Source organism: Spiroplasma alleghenense, assembly GCF_003363775.1.
Lineage (GTDB): Bacteria > Bacillota_I > Bacilli_A > Mycoplasmatales > Mycoplasmataceae > Spiroplasma_B > Spiroplasma_B alleghenense.
On record NZ_CP031376.1, the window covers coordinates 779,897 to 796,586 of the forward strand.

A 16,690-nucleotide genomic window follows, 5' to 3' on the forward strand; every position below is an offset into this window, starting at 1 on the left:
GTCTAACTTCCTTTGAATTCTTTTAAAGATTTTCTTAATTTGTTATCGACGTCATTTTCAATTGCCTCATAAGTCATTCTTAGGGTAGCATGAAACGAACGTAGATCACTTGATCCATGCGATTTAAAAGCTATCTTGTTAATACCTAAAAGAATAGCTCCAGCGTGATTTTTATAGTCAAACTTGGATGCAACTTCTTTAAATGCTGGCTTCAAACTTAAAGCTGCGATTTTACGAAATGGTCCTTTAGTTACAGCTTTTTTAATTTCAGTCAGCAGTTTTTTACCCATACCTTCGATTGCCTTTAAAGTAATGTTTCCAGTAAAACCATCTGTAACAATAATATCAACATCTCCTGAAATAATTTCTCGGGGTTCAATATTACCATAAAAATTGATTTTTGGGTTTTCTGATAGTAGTTTGTATGTTTCGATTTGCAATTCTTTTCCCTTAGATTTTTCTTCACCAATATTTAGTAAACCCACTAAAGGTTTTGCAATACCTTTTGTTGATTGAGAATAGGCTGTTGCCATTATTGCAAAATCAAGCAGATCTTCTGGATCATTTTCGATGTTTGCCCCCACATCAAGTAATAACACGACTTTATCTTCTATGACAGTTGGAATTGTTGGCATAAATCCTGGACGTTTTACTCCCTCAAATTCCTTCAAAATAAAATGACAACCAGCGATAAAACTTGCAGTACTTCCTCCGGTCACAATTGCGTTTGCATTTCCTTGTTCAACGATTTGAATAGCTTTTGCCATTGATGAGTCCTTTTTACGGCGGATTTCCAAAATTCCATCAGTCATTTTAATTACCTCAGTTGTTGGGAATATTTCATAACGATCAACTAATTTACTAGCCAATTTTTGTTTTTTCAGTTCCTCTTCAATTTCAGTTTTGTTCCCCACTAATGTAATTTTTAAATCCTTTTTTTCATTTAAAATTTTTAAGGCTGCCCCAATTGCTGGAGATAGCCCTAAATCTGAACCCATTACGTCGAATGCTATTGTTTTCATTTTAATTTTCCCTCTCGTAAATTTCTAAATTGTTATTTAATAATTTTACTATTAAACTTTCAAAAATGATATTAAAAAATCAAAAACAAGATTTGATCTTGTTTTTGATTATTCGATACCTATTATGAAGTCGTAAATTTCTTGTCCACCTTCGACAATTTCGTATTCAACATCAAAGTTCTCATCTAAGAATTTTCTTAAGTCATTGATATCATTTGCCGAAGCATCTGTTCCTGAAAAAATAGTTAATATTTCAGTTTTATTACTAATATTTTTTGCTAAAACTTTATCAAAAACTGATTTAATTGTTGGTCCAGAATAAACGATTTTACCATCTATCATACCCATTTTTTGACCGGCTTTAATATTGATATTATCGACCAGAGAATCTCGGGCTGCAGTTGAAACCGAGAAACTAATAACTTCTTTGATTACTCGATTCAAGTTAGATTCATTCTTTCTTGGAGTTTCTCCAGGATCATAATTTAAGAATGACACCATTCCTTGCGGAATTGTTTTGGTTGGTATCACAAAGACTTTTGATTTTTTTTCAAGTTCTTTAGCTTGCTTAGCTGCCATAATAACGTTTGAGTTATTTGGAAGGATAAATACTGTTTTTGCATCAACTGCTTCAATCGCCTTCATAAAGTCGGTTGTTGAAGGGTTCATTTTCGAACCACCATTAATTACGTAATCAACATTTAACTCATTTTTAAAATACTTATAGATTCCCTCTGATGGTACAACAGCGATTGTTGCAAAATCATTAACAAGATTTCTAGCATTTTTAATTTGTGAATGCCCTGTTTCCTTAGTACCTTTAACCTGACGGTCTGCTTGAAGACTCATATTTTCAACCTTAATTGAATTAAAGTCTCCAAATTGTTGTAAAAATGTCAATACTTGTCCTGGGTTTAGGGCATGCGTATGAATTTTTAAAATATCTTCATCCTTAACAGCCACAATTGAATTGTTACCATATTCTGAAAGTTGTTGACGGACGCTGTCCACTTTCATTTTGCTAATTCATTCACTTGTTAACATTACAACCGCTTCAGTACAATAACCAAATTCAGAGTCTTCAATATCTAATGATAGATTTCCACCATCATTTGTTTCTAATTTTTTCTTACGTGCGATTACTTTTTCTTTTGTAACTACATTTTGCATACCTTCGAAAAATTTGACAAGACCATAACCACCACTATCCACAACCCCAACATCTTTTAAAGCTTGTAAAAGATTTGGTGTATTGTTTAAAGAAATTGTGGCAGCTTCAACTACTGTATTTCAAAAATCTTTTTCCGATACATTATTATCTAATTTTTGGACTGCATCACTTGTTTCTCTAATTACTGTTAAAATTGTTCCTTCAACAGGCTTCATAACAGCTGAATAAGCGACTTCTTTTGCAGAAGCAAAACTTTTCTTTCATGTTTCAACATTAAGTTCTTCTGCATCTTCCATCCCCTTATAGAAACCTTTCATAATTTGAGAAAAGATAACTCCTGAGTTACCTCTAGCCCCCATTATTAGCCCTCTTGAGAATTTCTGCATTAGTTCTTTAAAACTACTAAATTCTGCCTTATTTATTTCTGAATAAGCGTTTGACACAGTTAAATTCATGTTTGTTCCTGTATCTCCATCTGGAACTGGAAAAACATTCAATTTATCAATGTACGGGTAGTTATTATACAAATTGTTTGCTCCACTATTTATCATAGTTTTAAGCAGTTTTACATTTTTCATTCTATTCACCTTATTGTTTCTTTAAATTAAAAAATAAATTTCTTCAAACTGAAAATTAAAAGTTGTTATTTTGCAAGCGCATCAACAACAACATCAACATAATAACTATTAGTAAAATTAGATAGTTTTTCCAATTCGTACTTAACTCGAATTTGTACTTCAGTAGCAACATCTTTAATGTTTACTCCATTCAATAGTATTATGTGAATTTTTAATCTATGTATTTTTTCGGTGATCGATACTTCAATAGCTTTATCAATTTCCTTAGTGGCCAAGACCAGTCCGCTTTCTTTGTTAACTTCTGCGAAAGACATTAAACCTGGAATTGTAATTACCGCTTCATTGATAACTTTCAAAGTACCCTCATTCATCAAATTACTCATAAACTCACCACCAATTATATCAAAAAAAATCGAAAATGTAATTAATTCAAATTTATTTTGATTTATAAATATATATTACTACATTTTTTCAATAAATTATTAAAAAATATTGTAATTATTTCGCATATCTTGTATTATATATTAGTCGTGAGGTGAAAAGAATGGCTAGAAAAGATAGTTTGACAGGAAAAGGTCCACTTTCAGGTAATAAAAGATCGCATGCTTTAAATGCAACAAGAAGAAAGTGAAATCTAAACCTTCAAAAAGTTAAGGTTATGGACGAAAATGGAACTATGATTACATTAAAAGTTTCTGCTAGAACCTTGAGAACTTTAAAGAAAAACGAAAAATTAGTTTAAAATTAATTAACCAACAAAAAGTTGGTTTTTTTTAACTTTAATTTAAAAAACTTGTTATAATAATTTAGGAATTGCCCTCTTGGCGGAATTGGTAGACGCAGCAGACTCAAAATCTGCCGAGGTAACTTGTATCGGTTCGACTCCGATAGAGGGCACCATTTAAAAAATAAAATCTTCTTTTAAAGAAGATTTTTTTTATTTTGTCATAATCATTGCAATATCTTCATTACATTCTATCATTCCATCTTGGTAAGGAATAAAGCAATTAGAAATAGCTTGTAAACTATAAGGATCTATTTGTAAATTTGATGCTTCGTATTTTAAACCTTTAATTGTCAAACTAGATGTTTTATTTGCCACAAAAGAAATATAAGTATAATCTTGGTATTTATCAAAAGCAACATTATTCTTACCTTGTTTTAAAATCGTAATTAAACTTTTATCCGATAGTACGTCAACATCATACTTAAAGGCAAAAAATAGATTCGCTAGGTTCATATCGTGTCTAATATTGGGTTTGGATACATAAATGATTTTCTTAATTCCTAATTTTAAAGCTTCTTGAATTGCAATTTCCCCATCAATATAGTCTTTTTCAGGGTCTAAAACTGTTGTTTTTAAAGCATTTTGCTTAATCAAAGCCAGTTCAGATTCATCAACATGGTCAAAATCTGATATTGCCAAATCAATTTTAACCTTCTTTTTAATTAAATCTAAGCAACCCCTTTCAACTCCAATAAAGTAAGCATTTGGAAATTTTTCAAAATTAATATCACTTTCGTAGGTCACAACTATTCCAACTTGATTATTCATTTGCTTGTAAAAGCTCCAGTCTTTTTTTAATATCACTTTGACCAAAAAGATAACTTCCAGCAACCATAATATCAATTCCAGCTTTTTTTACTAAAGAAGCAGTTTCCTCGTTAATTCCACCATCAACTTCAATTGTTAAATTGAGTTTTTGACCGTCGATTATGGTTCTTAGTTGTGAGATATTTTCTATCGCTCTTGAATCAAATTTTTGACCACCAAAACCAGGAAAAACACTCATAACTAAAACATTATCTAGCTTTGATAAATATCTTTCAATTTGATTGATTTTTTTATCCGGGTTTATTGCCAAACTAGCCTTAATATTATTTTTGTGACATATTTGAATAAATTCATTGATTTGAGGCTCAGACAAGGATTCAAAATGCATTGTCATCATTTGTGGTTGACACTTGATAAATGGATTTAAAAAATCAATTAACTGCTTTTGCTTATTTTTTATCATAAAGTGAATATCAACATTCAAATCAATGTTTGCTTTGATATCTTCTAATATTTTGGGTCCAAAAGTTAGATTTGGAACAAAGTCAAAATCCATAACATCATAATGAATTCATGAGACTCCCAACTCTTTTATCTGGGTTAAATCTTTTTTTAAATCCCAGAAATTTGCGCTTAAAACGCTAGGTGCAATAATATATTTTTTCATTAAAATTTTCTACCGCCTTCTATTAACTTGATTTCTTCAAGCATTTTTAAGTAATCTGTATAAATAAATTCGGGGAATTGTTTTTTTTCAACAGCATCTTTAATGAAACATCCCGGAGCTGATTTTAAATGTAGGCAATCTCTAAATTTGCACTTTCCTAAATTTATCTTAAAAAAACTATAACTTTGAGCAAGCTCACTACAATTAACTTCGCTTAATTCAAAAGATGAAAAACCAGGTGTATCTGCAATATAGCCTCCATCAACTGGAAATAATTCATTTTTTGTTGTTGTATGTTTACCTCGGTTTAAAGCCTTTGAAATTTCTTGGGTTTTCTCCATTAGACCCGGAATTAGATGATTTAGGGTCGTTGATTTACCAGCTCCTGTTTGTCCTGTAAATACTGAAATTTTATCTTTGAAGATGGTCTTAAACCGCTTTCAATCGCTGTCGCTAGTAATTTTATTATTAATTAAAAATATTTCATAACCAATATTTTTATAGCTGTTTATTTCTTTAATTACTGGGTCATTTGAATCTATTAAATCGGTTTTGGTAAACGCTAATACTGGTTTAATTCCAATAATTTCAACAAAAGCCAAATATTTATTGAGGATGTAGCTGGCAAACTTGGGATTGGCAACAGAGGTAATGATGATAACTTGATCTATATTGGCAATTCTTGGTCGGTGCAACAGATTTTTTCTTGACTCAAAACCAGAAATAGAACCTTTAAGATTTATTTCATCTAGAATTTCAAACTCAGCTTTATCACCAACAGTTAATTTCAACTTTTGATGTCTCAAAATTCCGACAGCTTTGCATTCATAAATTTTTTCATCACTTAAAACATAGCAATATTCACTAACAATTTTTATAACCAAACCTTGTGACATTCTTACCTCTATTTCCTTATATTATTATTTTAACTTGATTTCCTTCAATATTAAAAATAAAAAAAACTAATTTAAAATAAATTAAATTAGCGCATAAACTATAATAAGTCCAACAACCAAAAATAAGGCAACTAAAACATAGAAAGTTAAAAATTGTGGTTTTAAAAACTTAGGCAATTTATCGTAGTTATTACCAATTTTAATCACTTTTTTTGGCGATTTATTGGTCTTGATAATGACATTTTTATTAGATTTTCAAGGTTTAGCTTTAATATCATTTTCAGTTCCAATCAACATCAATCTGTTTCTAAATTCTGTAACATTTGCTAAGCGGTCTTCAGGATTTTTTTCAATAGATTGAAGAATCAAATTGTTTAAAGAAACCGGAATATTACTATTAATATTAATTGGAGGTGTTGGAATCTCTTTTACATGCTTTGCTGCAATTATTTCTGGGGTTTTACCTAAGAATGGGGCTTGTCCAGTTGTAAGCTCATAAAGCATAATTCCTAGCGAATACATATCACTTAGCGGAGTTGGTTTTTGATGAGCAATTATTTCTGGGGGCATATATTTTGGAGTTCCAATTGCTTTTGAACTTTCTTGACTTTCTTCATCCATCATAATAGAAATACCAAAATCTCCAAGTTTTACTTGACCTGACTTAGTTAATAAAACATTATCTGGTTTAATATCTCGATGAATTATCCCTATTTCGTGTGCCTCAATTAAGGCATTACAAATCTGAGAAAAATTATGTTTTAATTCTGGCAAAGTCATTGGGCCAAAATCCAAAAGACGGTCCTTTAAAGTCCCTCCGTTGATAAGTTCTAAAACTATAAATCAATCAGCTCCATTTTGAATAACATCATAAAGTTTCACAACATTAGGGTTTTGGCCAAGTTTTGCAAAAGCTTCTTTTTCAATATCAAAACGCATTTGAGCCGTATCTTTAACAACCATTGCCTCAGCAATGGCTTTTACAGCCACTCTTTCTTTGGTAAAAACATCTTCTGCTTCAAAAACCGATGCCATTCCACCTTTACCAATTGGTTTGACAACATTATATCGTCCAGCAATTAAGTCACCTTTTTTATACTCCTTCATAATGCCCTCCTTAAAATGACAAAAAGTAGATTAAATTACTCTACTTCAATTATTAAAATCGACAGATTATCTGTTGACATGTTATCTTTTGCATCCTCGATTATTAAATGAGCTTTTTCCTTCATTTTTTGCTTTGGATTTAATAGCGTACTTACAACAATATCCTCATCCATATAATCATGAACTCCATCAGTTGTTAAAATATAAATACCTTTAGGATCTTCGATGAAATAAGTATCTATTCTTAATGTTTTAGCAGGTCCTAAAGCACTTGTAAGAACTTTTCAAAACGTAACTTCAGTCGCTTTATCATACATTCCACTCATTTGAATATCTTTTCTTTCAGCTTCTGGAGTTGAATTTCACAGGTTTTGATCTTGAGAAACTTGAAATAAACGATTATCAACAACTTTGTATGTTCTTGAATCACCAACATTAATAACATAAGCGCAGTTATTGGCGAAAAGAATTGCTGTCAAAGTGGTACCCATATCTTTTGTAGTTAAATCTTGATCCGCATAATCAATCATATCATTTAAAATATCTGTAACAGAGTTTCTCAATCAACGGTTAATTTGATTATTATCTAGACCATCAAAATTTTGTGATTCAAATATTTTAGCAAATTTATCAACAGCCATTTTACTGGCAACTTCACCATGGGCATGGCCACCCATTCCGTCACATACGATTCCAAATGCTTCTCCTCTTGAATTCTCAAAAAAGTCTAAGTTATCTTGATTCATTTTACGATAATTACCAATATCTGTAAGTTTTGCATGTTTGTATTTCATTATTTTAATATCCCTTCTCTAATTGCTCGCAACTGACCACATGCCGCATCTATATCTGCGCCAAACTCTTTTCTTACTATGCAATTTATTTTTTTTGATTTTAATGCTTTGAAAAAATTATCTATATTTGTTGATTTTCTAAAAGGATTTTCGTGAACCTCATTATAAGGAATCAAGTTGACATAAGCATTTTTACCCTTAATTAAGGCGGCTAATTGATGCGCACTCTCCACCGAGTCATTTACTTTATCAATTAAAATGTATTCAAAAGTAATTCTTCGATTAGTCTTGGCAATATAATAATCAACTGCTTCCATTAACTTAACCAGCGGAAAGGCCTTGTTAATTGGCATTATTTGATTTCTAATTTCATCATTTGGAGCGTGTAGCGAGATTGCTAGATTTGCTTGTAATTGTAAATCTGCAAAAGCCTTTATTTTCGGAACTAATCCACAAGTTGATACTGTGATATGTCGAGCACCAATTCCAAAACCCTTAGGTGAATTTAAAATATTAATAAAATTTAAGGTATTTTCATAATTATCTAAGGGTTCACCAATACCCATAACAACAATATGGCTAACTCGGTTTTTACCTGTAGTATCATTTGGGTATTTGTTTTTCAAATATCGATTTACGTAGTAAACTTGAGCTACAATTTCATCCACATCTAAATTACGAATTTTTTTGATAATTCCTGAAGCACAGAAAGTACAACCCATATTGCACCCAACTTGTGTAGTTACACAAACTGATTGACCATAAGATTGAGGCATTAGAACCGTCTCAATTGATCTGTTATCACAAAGTTTGAATAAAAATTTAACCGTTCCGTCATTTGATTCTTGACAAACAAGCTCTTCTAACAATTGTGAATTAAAATTTTCATTTAGAAATTTTCTTAATTCTAAACTTAGGTTAGTCATTTTTTGAAAATCAAGCTCATTTTTTAAATAAATTCATTCAAAAATTTGATCAGCATTAAACTTCTTAAAATTATTTTCAGCAAGTAAATCTTGCAATTGTTTATTAGTGTATTTTAAAATATTATTCATTGCAAAAAATCTCCTTTTTAATTATATCATAGTTGTTAGCTTAAAAAGTTTAAAACAAGGAGTATCTAAATAATAAAAAATCCCCAAAGGGACTTCTAATATATTTAATTTAATCGGTCTCTGGTTACTTCTTTATTATTATGATTTGCTTTTATCATTTTTTTGATGTATAGAATTGCAGCTCCAAGTACTATTGATCCCAATGTTGAAGAACCGACAATTATCATAATTTCTTTTATTTTTTTTGAATTGCTATCAACTACGCTAGTTTTAGCATTTAATAAAATATCTATTTTACTCTCCCCCTTTAACAAATTTGAAATTGGTTTTATTAAAATACTACCTCTATTTACTGGTGAATTACTTCTTGACTTTTCAAAAACCCTTTCTAATTTAAAATCTTTATTAATTGTTAGAAACTCAATTTTAGATTCATCTCTTATTAATTTGGTTATTTGTTCAGTAATAAAATCCCTATTTAAATCTTGCTGCTCTAATTTAATTTCTTTTTGACTAATTAAGCTCAAGTCAAAAGGCTCATTTGTAACTAACGGCTTTGGTAAAATTACTGATTCAGGTAGCTTAAGTTCATTAGCTACGGGTCTAACACTTGGTTCTATCAAAGGTTTTGTCACAGCCAAGCTTGTTGGTTTGGTCTCGGCAACTAAATTAGGTTTTATTAGAGGTTTGTTTGTGAAATTATCAATTGTGGTATCTCCTGAAATTTCATTAGTTACGTTGGAATTTTCTGTCTTTTCATTTGCATTTTCTTTTAAATGTTTATCGTAATTAATATTTAATTCAACAATAATTTGAGTTTTATTTATTATTTTATTTAAATCTGAGGAAGAAACCTCAATGGTAAATTTTAAGACTTTTTGATTGTTTTTTATAGCAGTTTCAATCAAATCATATGGTAAAGTACTTATCAAAAATTCAGTATCTAAGTTAAGCTCTCTATTTAAATTTTTATTAACTAGATCTTGAATTTTTCTATTAAGATTTTTTTTATTTTCGATCGAATTCAAATACGATTGAATTTCCAAGGTAATTGTTTGTTTTTTAACTTTGCTTAAATCAATAAACTCATGTTTCATTTTAGATGCAGCAACATTTATGTATTCAATTCTAAGATCTGAAGCTTCAAAGTCGGCCCTTCCTTGTTTAAATAAAGTATTTCTTCAGGGATCTTTTCTCATGCTTATACTGTGCTTTAGGTTCACTCTTATTTTTCCTAAATCTAAAAAGTTTTTGTAATTTATTTCAGCTTTATAAGTAATATTGCTATAAGGGGTACCTTTTATAGCGTGAACAAGATTGTAATACCTTTCTTCCATATCAAAATCAACACTGATGTCATTGTGATAACTGTTACTTTCGTATTCTCCATATATATTTATTCTTGAAAAATTTATTAAATAATTAAATCTAAATCTCGCTCTTGAAACATTTTCCATATCTCACTTCAAATCTGAGTACTTAATATCAAAGTTATAGTCATCTGAATCTTCTGGATATGCTTTTTCAAAAAAACCAGGAACAGAGTCAACTTTTATAGGTCTGGCTCAAATAGAACTTTTTAAATTAATTTTTTTTCAATCCATAACAGATTTTCTTGAGGATATAAAATTTTTATTTATAGGCTTCGGTCTGCCAATCGGTTGTTCTTGCAGGAATTCTTTTGCTCCTTTGTCAATATAATGAAAGTTTGTCATAAATAAAGGGCTTAATAAAAAAAATAGGGTGATAAATTTATACAATAGTAAATAACTGGTTCTCATTTTTTAAAATCTCCTATAAATAATTCGCAAAAAAAGCAAGAAATCTCAATATTTCTTGCTTTAATTTTTAATTCAACTAATCTTCTAAATTTTCTTTTTTGATCGGCTTGGATTTAATCATTCTTGTAATGTACCAAACGGCTGTACCCAAAACTATTAAACCCAAAATTGAAGCTCCTGCCAGAATCATTATTTGGTTTATTTTTTTCGAATTTGTCTCACTATTATTAGTTTTATCATTTATTAAGATATCTATTTTATTTTCTCCTTTTAGCATTTTTGAAACTGGAGTTATTAAAATACTGAGATTATTTTCAGATGAACCGCTTTTCAACTGTTCTGTTAATTTTTCCAATTTAAAATCTTTATTAATTGTTAAGGACTCTATTTTAGATTCATCTTTTATTAATTTGGTTATTTGTTCAATTACAAAATCTTTGTTTAAATCTTTTTGATCTAATTTAATTTCCTTTTGAATAAGCAAATTTAAGTCAAAAGAAATATTTTCACCAACTGGTATGTCTTCATCAGTTTCATTAATGACAGGTTTAGGAATCTGAACTAATGAAGTTGGTATTTTATTTGGTTTGGTTGCCGGTATTGGATTTGAATTAGTAGGATTTGGTGGAATTGTTACCAAATTATTTGAAGCATTCAAAATTTCCATTGAAGGTTCTGAAGTTTCTATTTTTATGTTATTAAGTACTTCTGGTTTCTGAACTTGTGAATTTTCTGGTTTTTTAATTGGTTTTTCAAATTCAAAAGTATCTTTAATTTCATTTTCCTGAACAGTTTCAATTTCTGGCTCAGGAATCGGAAAGAAAATCGATTCTAAAAGTGCATGAACATAAGGTTTTGTAGGTCCATTTTTTATAGGTTCAGGCTTAGTTATCAGGATTGGAGAAGGAATTCCAACTGGTTTTTTCTCAGGTTCTTGTTTTGACATAGACTGTTCTACATCTTTTTCTGGTTCTTTGGTTAAAGATTCGCTATCTAATAAACCTTTTTCTTTCAAATACTGATCATATTTAAATTCCAAATTAACTTTTATCTTGGATTTGTTTTTGATTTTTACTGAATCAGCTCCCGAAACTTCAATATCAAAGACAATATTTTTTTCTTGATTGTTAATTGCGTTCAAAATTAAATCAACTGGTATTTCGCTTATTGAAAATTTTAAATTTATTTTTAATTGCTTATTTATAATTTCATTTATCGCACTTTCAATAACTTCCTTGATTTTTTTTCTATTTTCGATTGCTGTAAAATGAGCTTGAAAATCGATTGAAATTTTTTCAAAATTTATTTTACTTAAATCTAACGTTTCTTGCTCAATTACTTTTTGTTTTTTTGGAACATACTCGATTACAAAATTAGAAATACTAAAACTCGCTTCTGATTCAATATATAAAGTTTCTCTTCAAGGATTTTTTACCATTTCAGTACTGTGTTTCATTTCTAAACTCACGTATTCAGAAGTAAAATTATTATCAATACACATTGATGCAAAATACTTAACCTTACTATTAGGATTTCCTTTGGAAGTGTCCGCGACTACCGTCGGATATTCAGCAGAGTTTTTAACAATCGGGATTGAAAATATTTTATTAAAAAACTTACTTTCTAATTTTCCGTAAGCATTTCTAACAAATCACTTTGCTGAATAGTCCATTTTAAAATTGGCAGCAAGATAGTTATTTTTGCTAAATTCTGTATTTTTATAACTAAATGTGAATTTATCAGATTTTTCATCTCTTGGATATGCTTTTTGAAAAAACCCGGGATTTGCTTTTATGCTCACTCTTGGAACATTCATAGTTTTATTTCTGTTCAATTCAATCGTTTTATATTCGCTTTTTTTAAATTTACGAGTCGTATTCAAATTTAAAGACCTACTCATATTCGGTTCGATAAAATCTTTTCTGTTATCTTTAATTATTAAATTATTGCTAATACCCAATAAGGGACTTGATATTAAAAAAGGTGTTAATATTTTATAACCTAATAAATAGTTGGCTTTCATTTTTTAAAATCTCCTATAAATAATTCGCAAAAAAAAACAAAAAATACCAAAATTTCTTGTTTTAATTATTTTTAGTTAACTTACAAATATAAAAGCCGTCAGTATTTTTTTCAAATCCAAAAATTTGAATTTCCTCAAGAACAACCGCTTTTTCATTATTTTCTTGTAATAGTTTTATCTGGTTTTGATTCTCATCAAGATTGATAGTGCAAGTAGAGTAGACCATTTCCCCTCCAGGTTTTAATAATTCAAAAGCTCTTTGTAGTAATTTTTTTTGAGTTTGATAAATATTTTGTAAATGCTCAGTGGTAAATGATTGAAGTTTAATTTCTGGCTTACGCTTTAAGACACCAAATCCCGAACAAGGGGCATCCAAAACAATGTAGTCAAATTGGTTTTCACCAACTATTTGGGATGCATCTTGATTAATAATTTTGACATTTTCAACTCCAAGTCGAGCAATGTTTTGATTGATTAACTTTATTTTTTTTTCACTAATTTCACAACCAGTAATTTGAGCTTGATTATTTGTTAAAGCTGCTAAGTGAGTTAATTTACCTCCCGGAGCTGAACACATATCCAAAATTTTACTATTTGGTTGAGGATTTAAAACTTGACAAACCAAAGCTGAAGCCTCATCTTGAATAGTAATTTCCCCATCCTTGAATAAATCTGAGTCAATTACACTACGTTCTGAAATCAATGAATCATGACAGACCTCAGAATATTTAAAGTTATATTCTTCATGATAGCGTTTAAAAATATCATCAATATTCCCTTTTAAAGAGTTAACTCGAACAGCAATTTTAGCCTTCTGTAAAGAATTTTCTGCCACCTTTAAGGCAACATCTAAACTATAATCACGAGATATTTTTTTAAATAATCAGAAAGGAAAACTTAAACTTAGTGGTTTAATATTTTGTTTATTTTTTATATCAACTTTTAGCAGTTCTTTTTGCTCTGTTAAAAATCTTTTTAACACTCCATTAACCAAACCGGCAAATTTCGGTGTTACTTGCTTGGTTAATTCAACCGCTTCATTAACAATTGCATAATCAGGAATATTTTTTAAATGAATCATTTGAAAAACACTCATTCATAAAATAACTTGAATTTTTTTTGGAGTCTTATCGGGATTAATTAATTTATTAACAACATACTCAATAAAAATTTTGTGTTTTATTGTTCCATAAACTAGTGTGTAAATGAACTGCTTATCAACTGAGGAAATTTGTTTAGCACTAGAAATTTTACTCAACAAAACATTAGAATATTGTTTGTTTAAAAAAACTTCAAAAAGAATTTCTAATGCTTGCTTACGACTATTCATAATGCTCTCCTAATCTAATTTAGTTTGTTTCAAACTGAAAAAATCAACTTCTAACATTAATTTTTCAACTTTTTTACTAATAAAATCTTTATCAACCAAACTGTTAACAAACCCGTGGGCTAAAACATCCTCATAAATACGATCACTTAAAATTACAGTTAAATGGTTCATGAAATCAAAATCTTCACTTTTAACACGATGATTATCTTCAACTAATTCTAAAACATTTAATTTTCAATTCTCTACAAAGTATAAGTAACGCATTGTAATAACCTCTTTAACAACACCAAATAAGTATCAATAGCGACTTTGACGAGCGTCACTACATAGAGCATCTTCTTTTTGCAAAACATCTTTGATTTTATCAACGGCATTAATTAAGTTATCATTTTCAATTACATACTGATAGTTTCATTTCAACGGGATTTCTAATAAAGCCTTGTCCATACGTTGTTTGATTATTTCCGAACTTTCAGTTCCTCTTTTTTTAATACGATTTTTTAACTCAGTTAAACTTGGGGGCATTAAGAAAATTGATAGAATTTCTTTCTTAGTATCTTGAGCTAAAACTTGCATCGCCCCTTTTACTTCAATTTCTAAAATAACATTTTTACCAGCTTGAATTTGTTCGTAAACATAAGATTTTGGAGTCCCATAGTAATTACCAATAAATTCTGCACATTCAATAAAGGCATCTTTTTTAATCTGTTCTTCAAAATATTCTCTGGTAACAAAGAAGTAATTAACCCCGTCAACTTCACCTTCTCGTGGTGCTCTTGTGGTCATTGAAACTGAATAAGTTAAATTCAGATTTTTATCTTTAAACAATTCATTATTAACACTTCCTTTACCCACGCCACTTGGTCCAGAGAGAATGATAATCCTACCAGGTTTTTGTTTCATTTAATTTTCCTCCAATCGAAATAAGTAAAAATGTTTATTTTTAAAATCTTTATATTTTAACAAGTTAAGGTTTTTAATTTTATCTAAGTCTAGTTTTTCTGGAGCCTCAGTTAAAATTACACCATTAACTGCTAAAATATTTTGCTGACTAATCTTTTCAAAAAATTCATAATAATAATTAATTTGTGGAAATGGTGGATCTAAATAAATCAAATCAACTTGCTTTTTAGTTTCTCCCAAGTAATCCAAAACTCGTTTGAAATCTCAGTTAAAAATTTTGTAATCCTGTTCAGAAATTGTTCGTAAATTTTTCTTAACTACTTGTAAGGCGGGGGCATGTCAATCGTTTATATAAGCAAATTTGATTCCGCGACTTAAACCTTCAATTGATAAAGCTCCGCTCCCGGCAAATAAATCCAATGAAACTTTATTTTCGTAAATGAATCAATTTGATAAGATATTAAACATATCCTCTTTTACTCGCGCACTTGTTGGACGAGTGTTTTGACCCTCAAGTGCAATTAATTGACGACCACGATATTTTCCGCTAATAACCTTCATTTCACACCTACTATTAAATAATTATACTAAAATTCCACCTGTAAGACTATTTTTTATGTGATTAAAATAAAATAATTGCTATAATTATCAAAGTAAGAGGTTAAAACTATGGATATGACTTATAAAGATTTACTACAAAGCGAACGCCCCACTAACAAATGATTAGTTAAGGACACAAATCCACAAATCATTCGTGCCACTAGTGAGGATGTTTTAGTTCCCTTGAATGAGGAAAATAATTTGGTAATGCAAAAACTAATTGATTTTGTGAGATTGAGTCAGTGTAAAACTTTAAATCAAAAAAATAATGGTGACTATTTACGTCCAGCCGTTGGTTTAGCAGCTCCTCAAATTGGTAGCAATACCAATATGTTTTTTGCCCGTTTTGAATGAGGTGAAGGTGAGGAACCCGAAGAATTTGCCATTATTAATGGTAAAATAACTGCTTCAAGTCCACAAATTGTGGCTCTTGATGGTGGTGAAGGATGCTTAAGTGTGGATAGTGATCACGAAGGCATTGTTCCTCGTAGTTATAAAATTAGTGTCACTGGTATTGATTATTTTACTGGTCAACTAGTAGAATATAACCTTAGAGGTTATAAAGCTGTGGTATTTCAACACGAACTTCAACATAATCAAGGACGTTTATACTATGATTTAATCAATGAAAAAGACCCCAGTTTTGTTGGGGACGATTGAATCTTATTATAGTACTTGCTTAGCAAATAATGCTCAAGCACTGATTTCTAGCATTTTCTTTTGAATTTGTAACAAATTAGAATCAGAAGTATGAGTTTCACTTTCAAACTGTTCATTATTAATATTTAATTGGTCAAACACGAGTTTTACGGTTTGGCTTTTTTTATTATCTTCAATCAAGACCTTGCAAGCTAAGTTAATCAAAATCCCGTCAAAAACTTTTATTAAATCAAGGTTTTGTAAATCTAATCTTTTTTCTTGAACTTTTTGATCAAATTCAGTTAAAAACACATCAAACTCGTCTTGATTTTTTCTAATAAAAATTGGAGTCAGTGAAGACTTGCTGTTTATAATACTTGTATAACTAAAATTCATTTGATCATCTAAAGCAATAATTAAAATTTCAATAATTACTGCTAACTGGTTGTCATAGATTTGTTCAATTTTGCGGGTTTTTAAATCTAAATACTCATTAATCAAAATAATGAGTTTTTCGTTTAATAAGCTATTAACTTGTTTAAATAAATCGTTTTTTCAAGACATCTTAA

The 16,690-nt window shown here is 29.5% G+C and carries 17 protein-coding genes and 1 tRNA gene; 3 read left to right on the forward strand and 15 right to left on the reverse strand.

All coding sequences use genetic code 4. The features are described from left to right. Positions 1 to 2 precede the first annotated feature (2 nt). From plsX to SALLE_RS03520, 3 genes are all read right to left on the reverse strand, one after another. The gene (gene plsX / locus SALLE_RS03510; RefSeq protein WP_115558244.1) at positions 3 to 1,022 is read right to left on the reverse strand and encodes a phosphate acyltransferase PlsX; all 1,020 of its coding nucleotides are present in this window, start codon (positions 1,020 to 1,022) and stop codon (positions 3 to 5) included. 108 nt (positions 1,023 to 1,130) lie between these two features. Beyond that, positions 1,131 to 2,771 (reverse strand): DAK2 domain-containing protein, encoded by a 1,641-nt coding sequence (locus SALLE_RS03515; protein ID WP_115558245.1) that lies wholly within the window; start codon positions 2,769 to 2,771, stop codon positions 1,131 to 1,133. Between the two features lie 65 nt (positions 2,772 to 2,836). Further along, the gene (locus SALLE_RS03520; RefSeq protein ID WP_115558246.1) at positions 2,837 to 3,154 is read right to left on the reverse strand and encodes an Asp23/Gls24 family envelope stress response protein; all 318 of its coding nucleotides are present in this window, start codon (positions 3,152 to 3,154) and stop codon (positions 2,837 to 2,839) included. 161 nt (positions 3,155 to 3,315) lie between these two features. Here SALLE_RS03520 and rpmB point away from each other — a divergent pair, with 161 nt between their 5' ends. After that, entirely contained in the window at positions 3,316 to 3,513 is a 198-nt protein-coding gene (gene rpmB, locus SALLE_RS03525) for a 50S ribosomal protein L28 (RefSeq protein WP_115558247.1), read from the forward strand. 73 nt (positions 3,514 to 3,586) lie between these two features. Continuing rightward, positions 3,587 to 3,671: transfer RNA gene (locus SALLE_RS03530), tRNA-Leu, on the forward strand. A gap of 37 nt (positions 3,672 to 3,708) precedes the next feature. On the opposite strand, the gene SALLE_RS03535 is transcribed toward SALLE_RS03530, so the two are convergent. The 11 genes from SALLE_RS03535 to rsmD all read right to left on the reverse strand — a co-directional run bounded on the left by SALLE_RS03535 (position 3,709) and on the right by rsmD (position 15,443). Further along, positions 3,709 to 4,326: a thiamine diphosphokinase gene (locus SALLE_RS03535; protein ID WP_115558248.1), complete on the reverse strand. Its 618-nt coding sequence runs from the start codon at positions 4,324 to 4,326 to the stop codon at positions 3,709 to 3,711. After that, positions 4,319 to 4,993 (reverse strand): ribulose-phosphate 3-epimerase, encoded by a 675-nt coding sequence (rpe, locus tag SALLE_RS03540; RefSeq protein WP_115558249.1) that lies wholly within the window; start codon positions 4,991 to 4,993, stop codon positions 4,319 to 4,321. The genes SALLE_RS03535 and rpe overlap by 8 nt, the downstream gene beginning before the upstream one ends. Further along, the gene (rsgA, locus tag SALLE_RS03545; RefSeq protein ID WP_115558250.1) at positions 4,993 to 5,889 is read right to left on the reverse strand and encodes a ribosome small subunit-dependent GTPase A; all 897 of its coding nucleotides are present in this window, start codon (positions 5,887 to 5,889) and stop codon (positions 4,993 to 4,995) included. The genes rpe and rsgA overlap by 1 nt, the downstream gene beginning before the upstream one ends. An 81-nt stretch (positions 5,890 to 5,970) precedes the next feature. Next, complete coding sequence (locus SALLE_RS03550; protein ID WP_115558251.1) at positions 5,971 to 6,996, reverse strand: serine/threonine-protein kinase; 1,026 nt, start codon at positions 6,994 to 6,996, stop codon at positions 5,971 to 5,973. Positions 6,997 to 7,031: 35 nt separating this feature from the next. Further along, positions 7,032 to 7,790 (reverse strand): PP2C family protein-serine/threonine phosphatase, encoded by a 759-nt coding sequence (locus tag SALLE_RS03555; protein WP_115558252.1) that lies wholly within the window; start codon positions 7,788 to 7,790, stop codon positions 7,032 to 7,034. Next, the gene (gene rlmN, locus SALLE_RS03560) at positions 7,790 to 8,845 is read right to left on the reverse strand and encodes a dual-specificity RNA methyltransferase RlmN (RefSeq protein ID WP_115558253.1); all 1,056 of its coding nucleotides are present in this window, start codon (positions 8,843 to 8,845) and stop codon (positions 7,790 to 7,792) included. The genes SALLE_RS03555 and rlmN overlap by 1 nt, the downstream gene beginning before the upstream one ends. Positions 8,846 to 8,949: 104 nt before the next feature. Next, positions 8,950 to 10,626, reverse strand: a complete 1,677-nt coding sequence (locus SALLE_RS03565; RefSeq protein WP_115558254.1) for a hypothetical protein — start codon at positions 10,624 to 10,626, stop codon at positions 8,950 to 8,952. A 76-nt stretch (positions 10,627 to 10,702) separates the two neighbouring features. Beyond that, on the reverse strand, positions 10,703 to 12,649 hold the full coding sequence (locus SALLE_RS03570) for a hypothetical protein (RefSeq protein WP_115558255.1): 1,947 nt from the start codon (positions 12,647 to 12,649) through the stop codon (positions 10,703 to 10,705). Between the two features lie 61 nt (positions 12,650 to 12,710). After that, a complete protein-coding gene (rsmB, locus tag SALLE_RS03575) occupies positions 12,711 to 13,979 on the reverse strand; it encodes a 16S rRNA (cytosine(967)-C(5))-methyltransferase RsmB (protein ID WP_115558256.1) in 1,269 nt (422 codons plus the stop codon). A 9-nt stretch (positions 13,980 to 13,988) separates the two neighbouring features. Next, positions 13,989 to 14,882, reverse strand: a complete 894-nt coding sequence (gmk, locus tag SALLE_RS03580) for a guanylate kinase (RefSeq protein WP_115558257.1) — start codon at positions 14,880 to 14,882, stop codon at positions 13,989 to 13,991. Continuing rightward, positions 14,883 to 15,443: a 16S rRNA (guanine(966)-N(2))-methyltransferase RsmD gene (gene rsmD, locus SALLE_RS03585; protein ID WP_115558258.1), complete on the reverse strand. Its 561-nt coding sequence runs from the start codon at positions 15,441 to 15,443 to the stop codon at positions 14,883 to 14,885. Positions 15,444 to 15,551: 108 nt separating this feature from the next. Here rsmD and SALLE_RS03590 point away from each other — a divergent pair, with 108 nt between their 5' ends. After that, a complete protein-coding gene (locus tag SALLE_RS03590) occupies positions 15,552 to 16,154 on the forward strand; it encodes a peptide deformylase (RefSeq protein ID WP_115558259.1) in 603 nt (200 codons plus the stop codon). Here SALLE_RS03590 and SALLE_RS03595 read toward each other — a convergent pair. Continuing rightward, positions 16,149 to 16,685 carry a hypothetical protein gene (locus SALLE_RS03595; RefSeq protein WP_115558260.1) on the reverse strand — a complete coding sequence of 179 codons (537 nt, stop codon included), beginning with the start codon at positions 16,683 to 16,685 and terminating at the stop codon, positions 16,149 to 16,151. The two genes, SALLE_RS03590 and SALLE_RS03595, sit on opposite strands and share 6 nt — an antisense overlap. Positions 16,686 to 16,690: the final 5 nt, after the last annotated feature.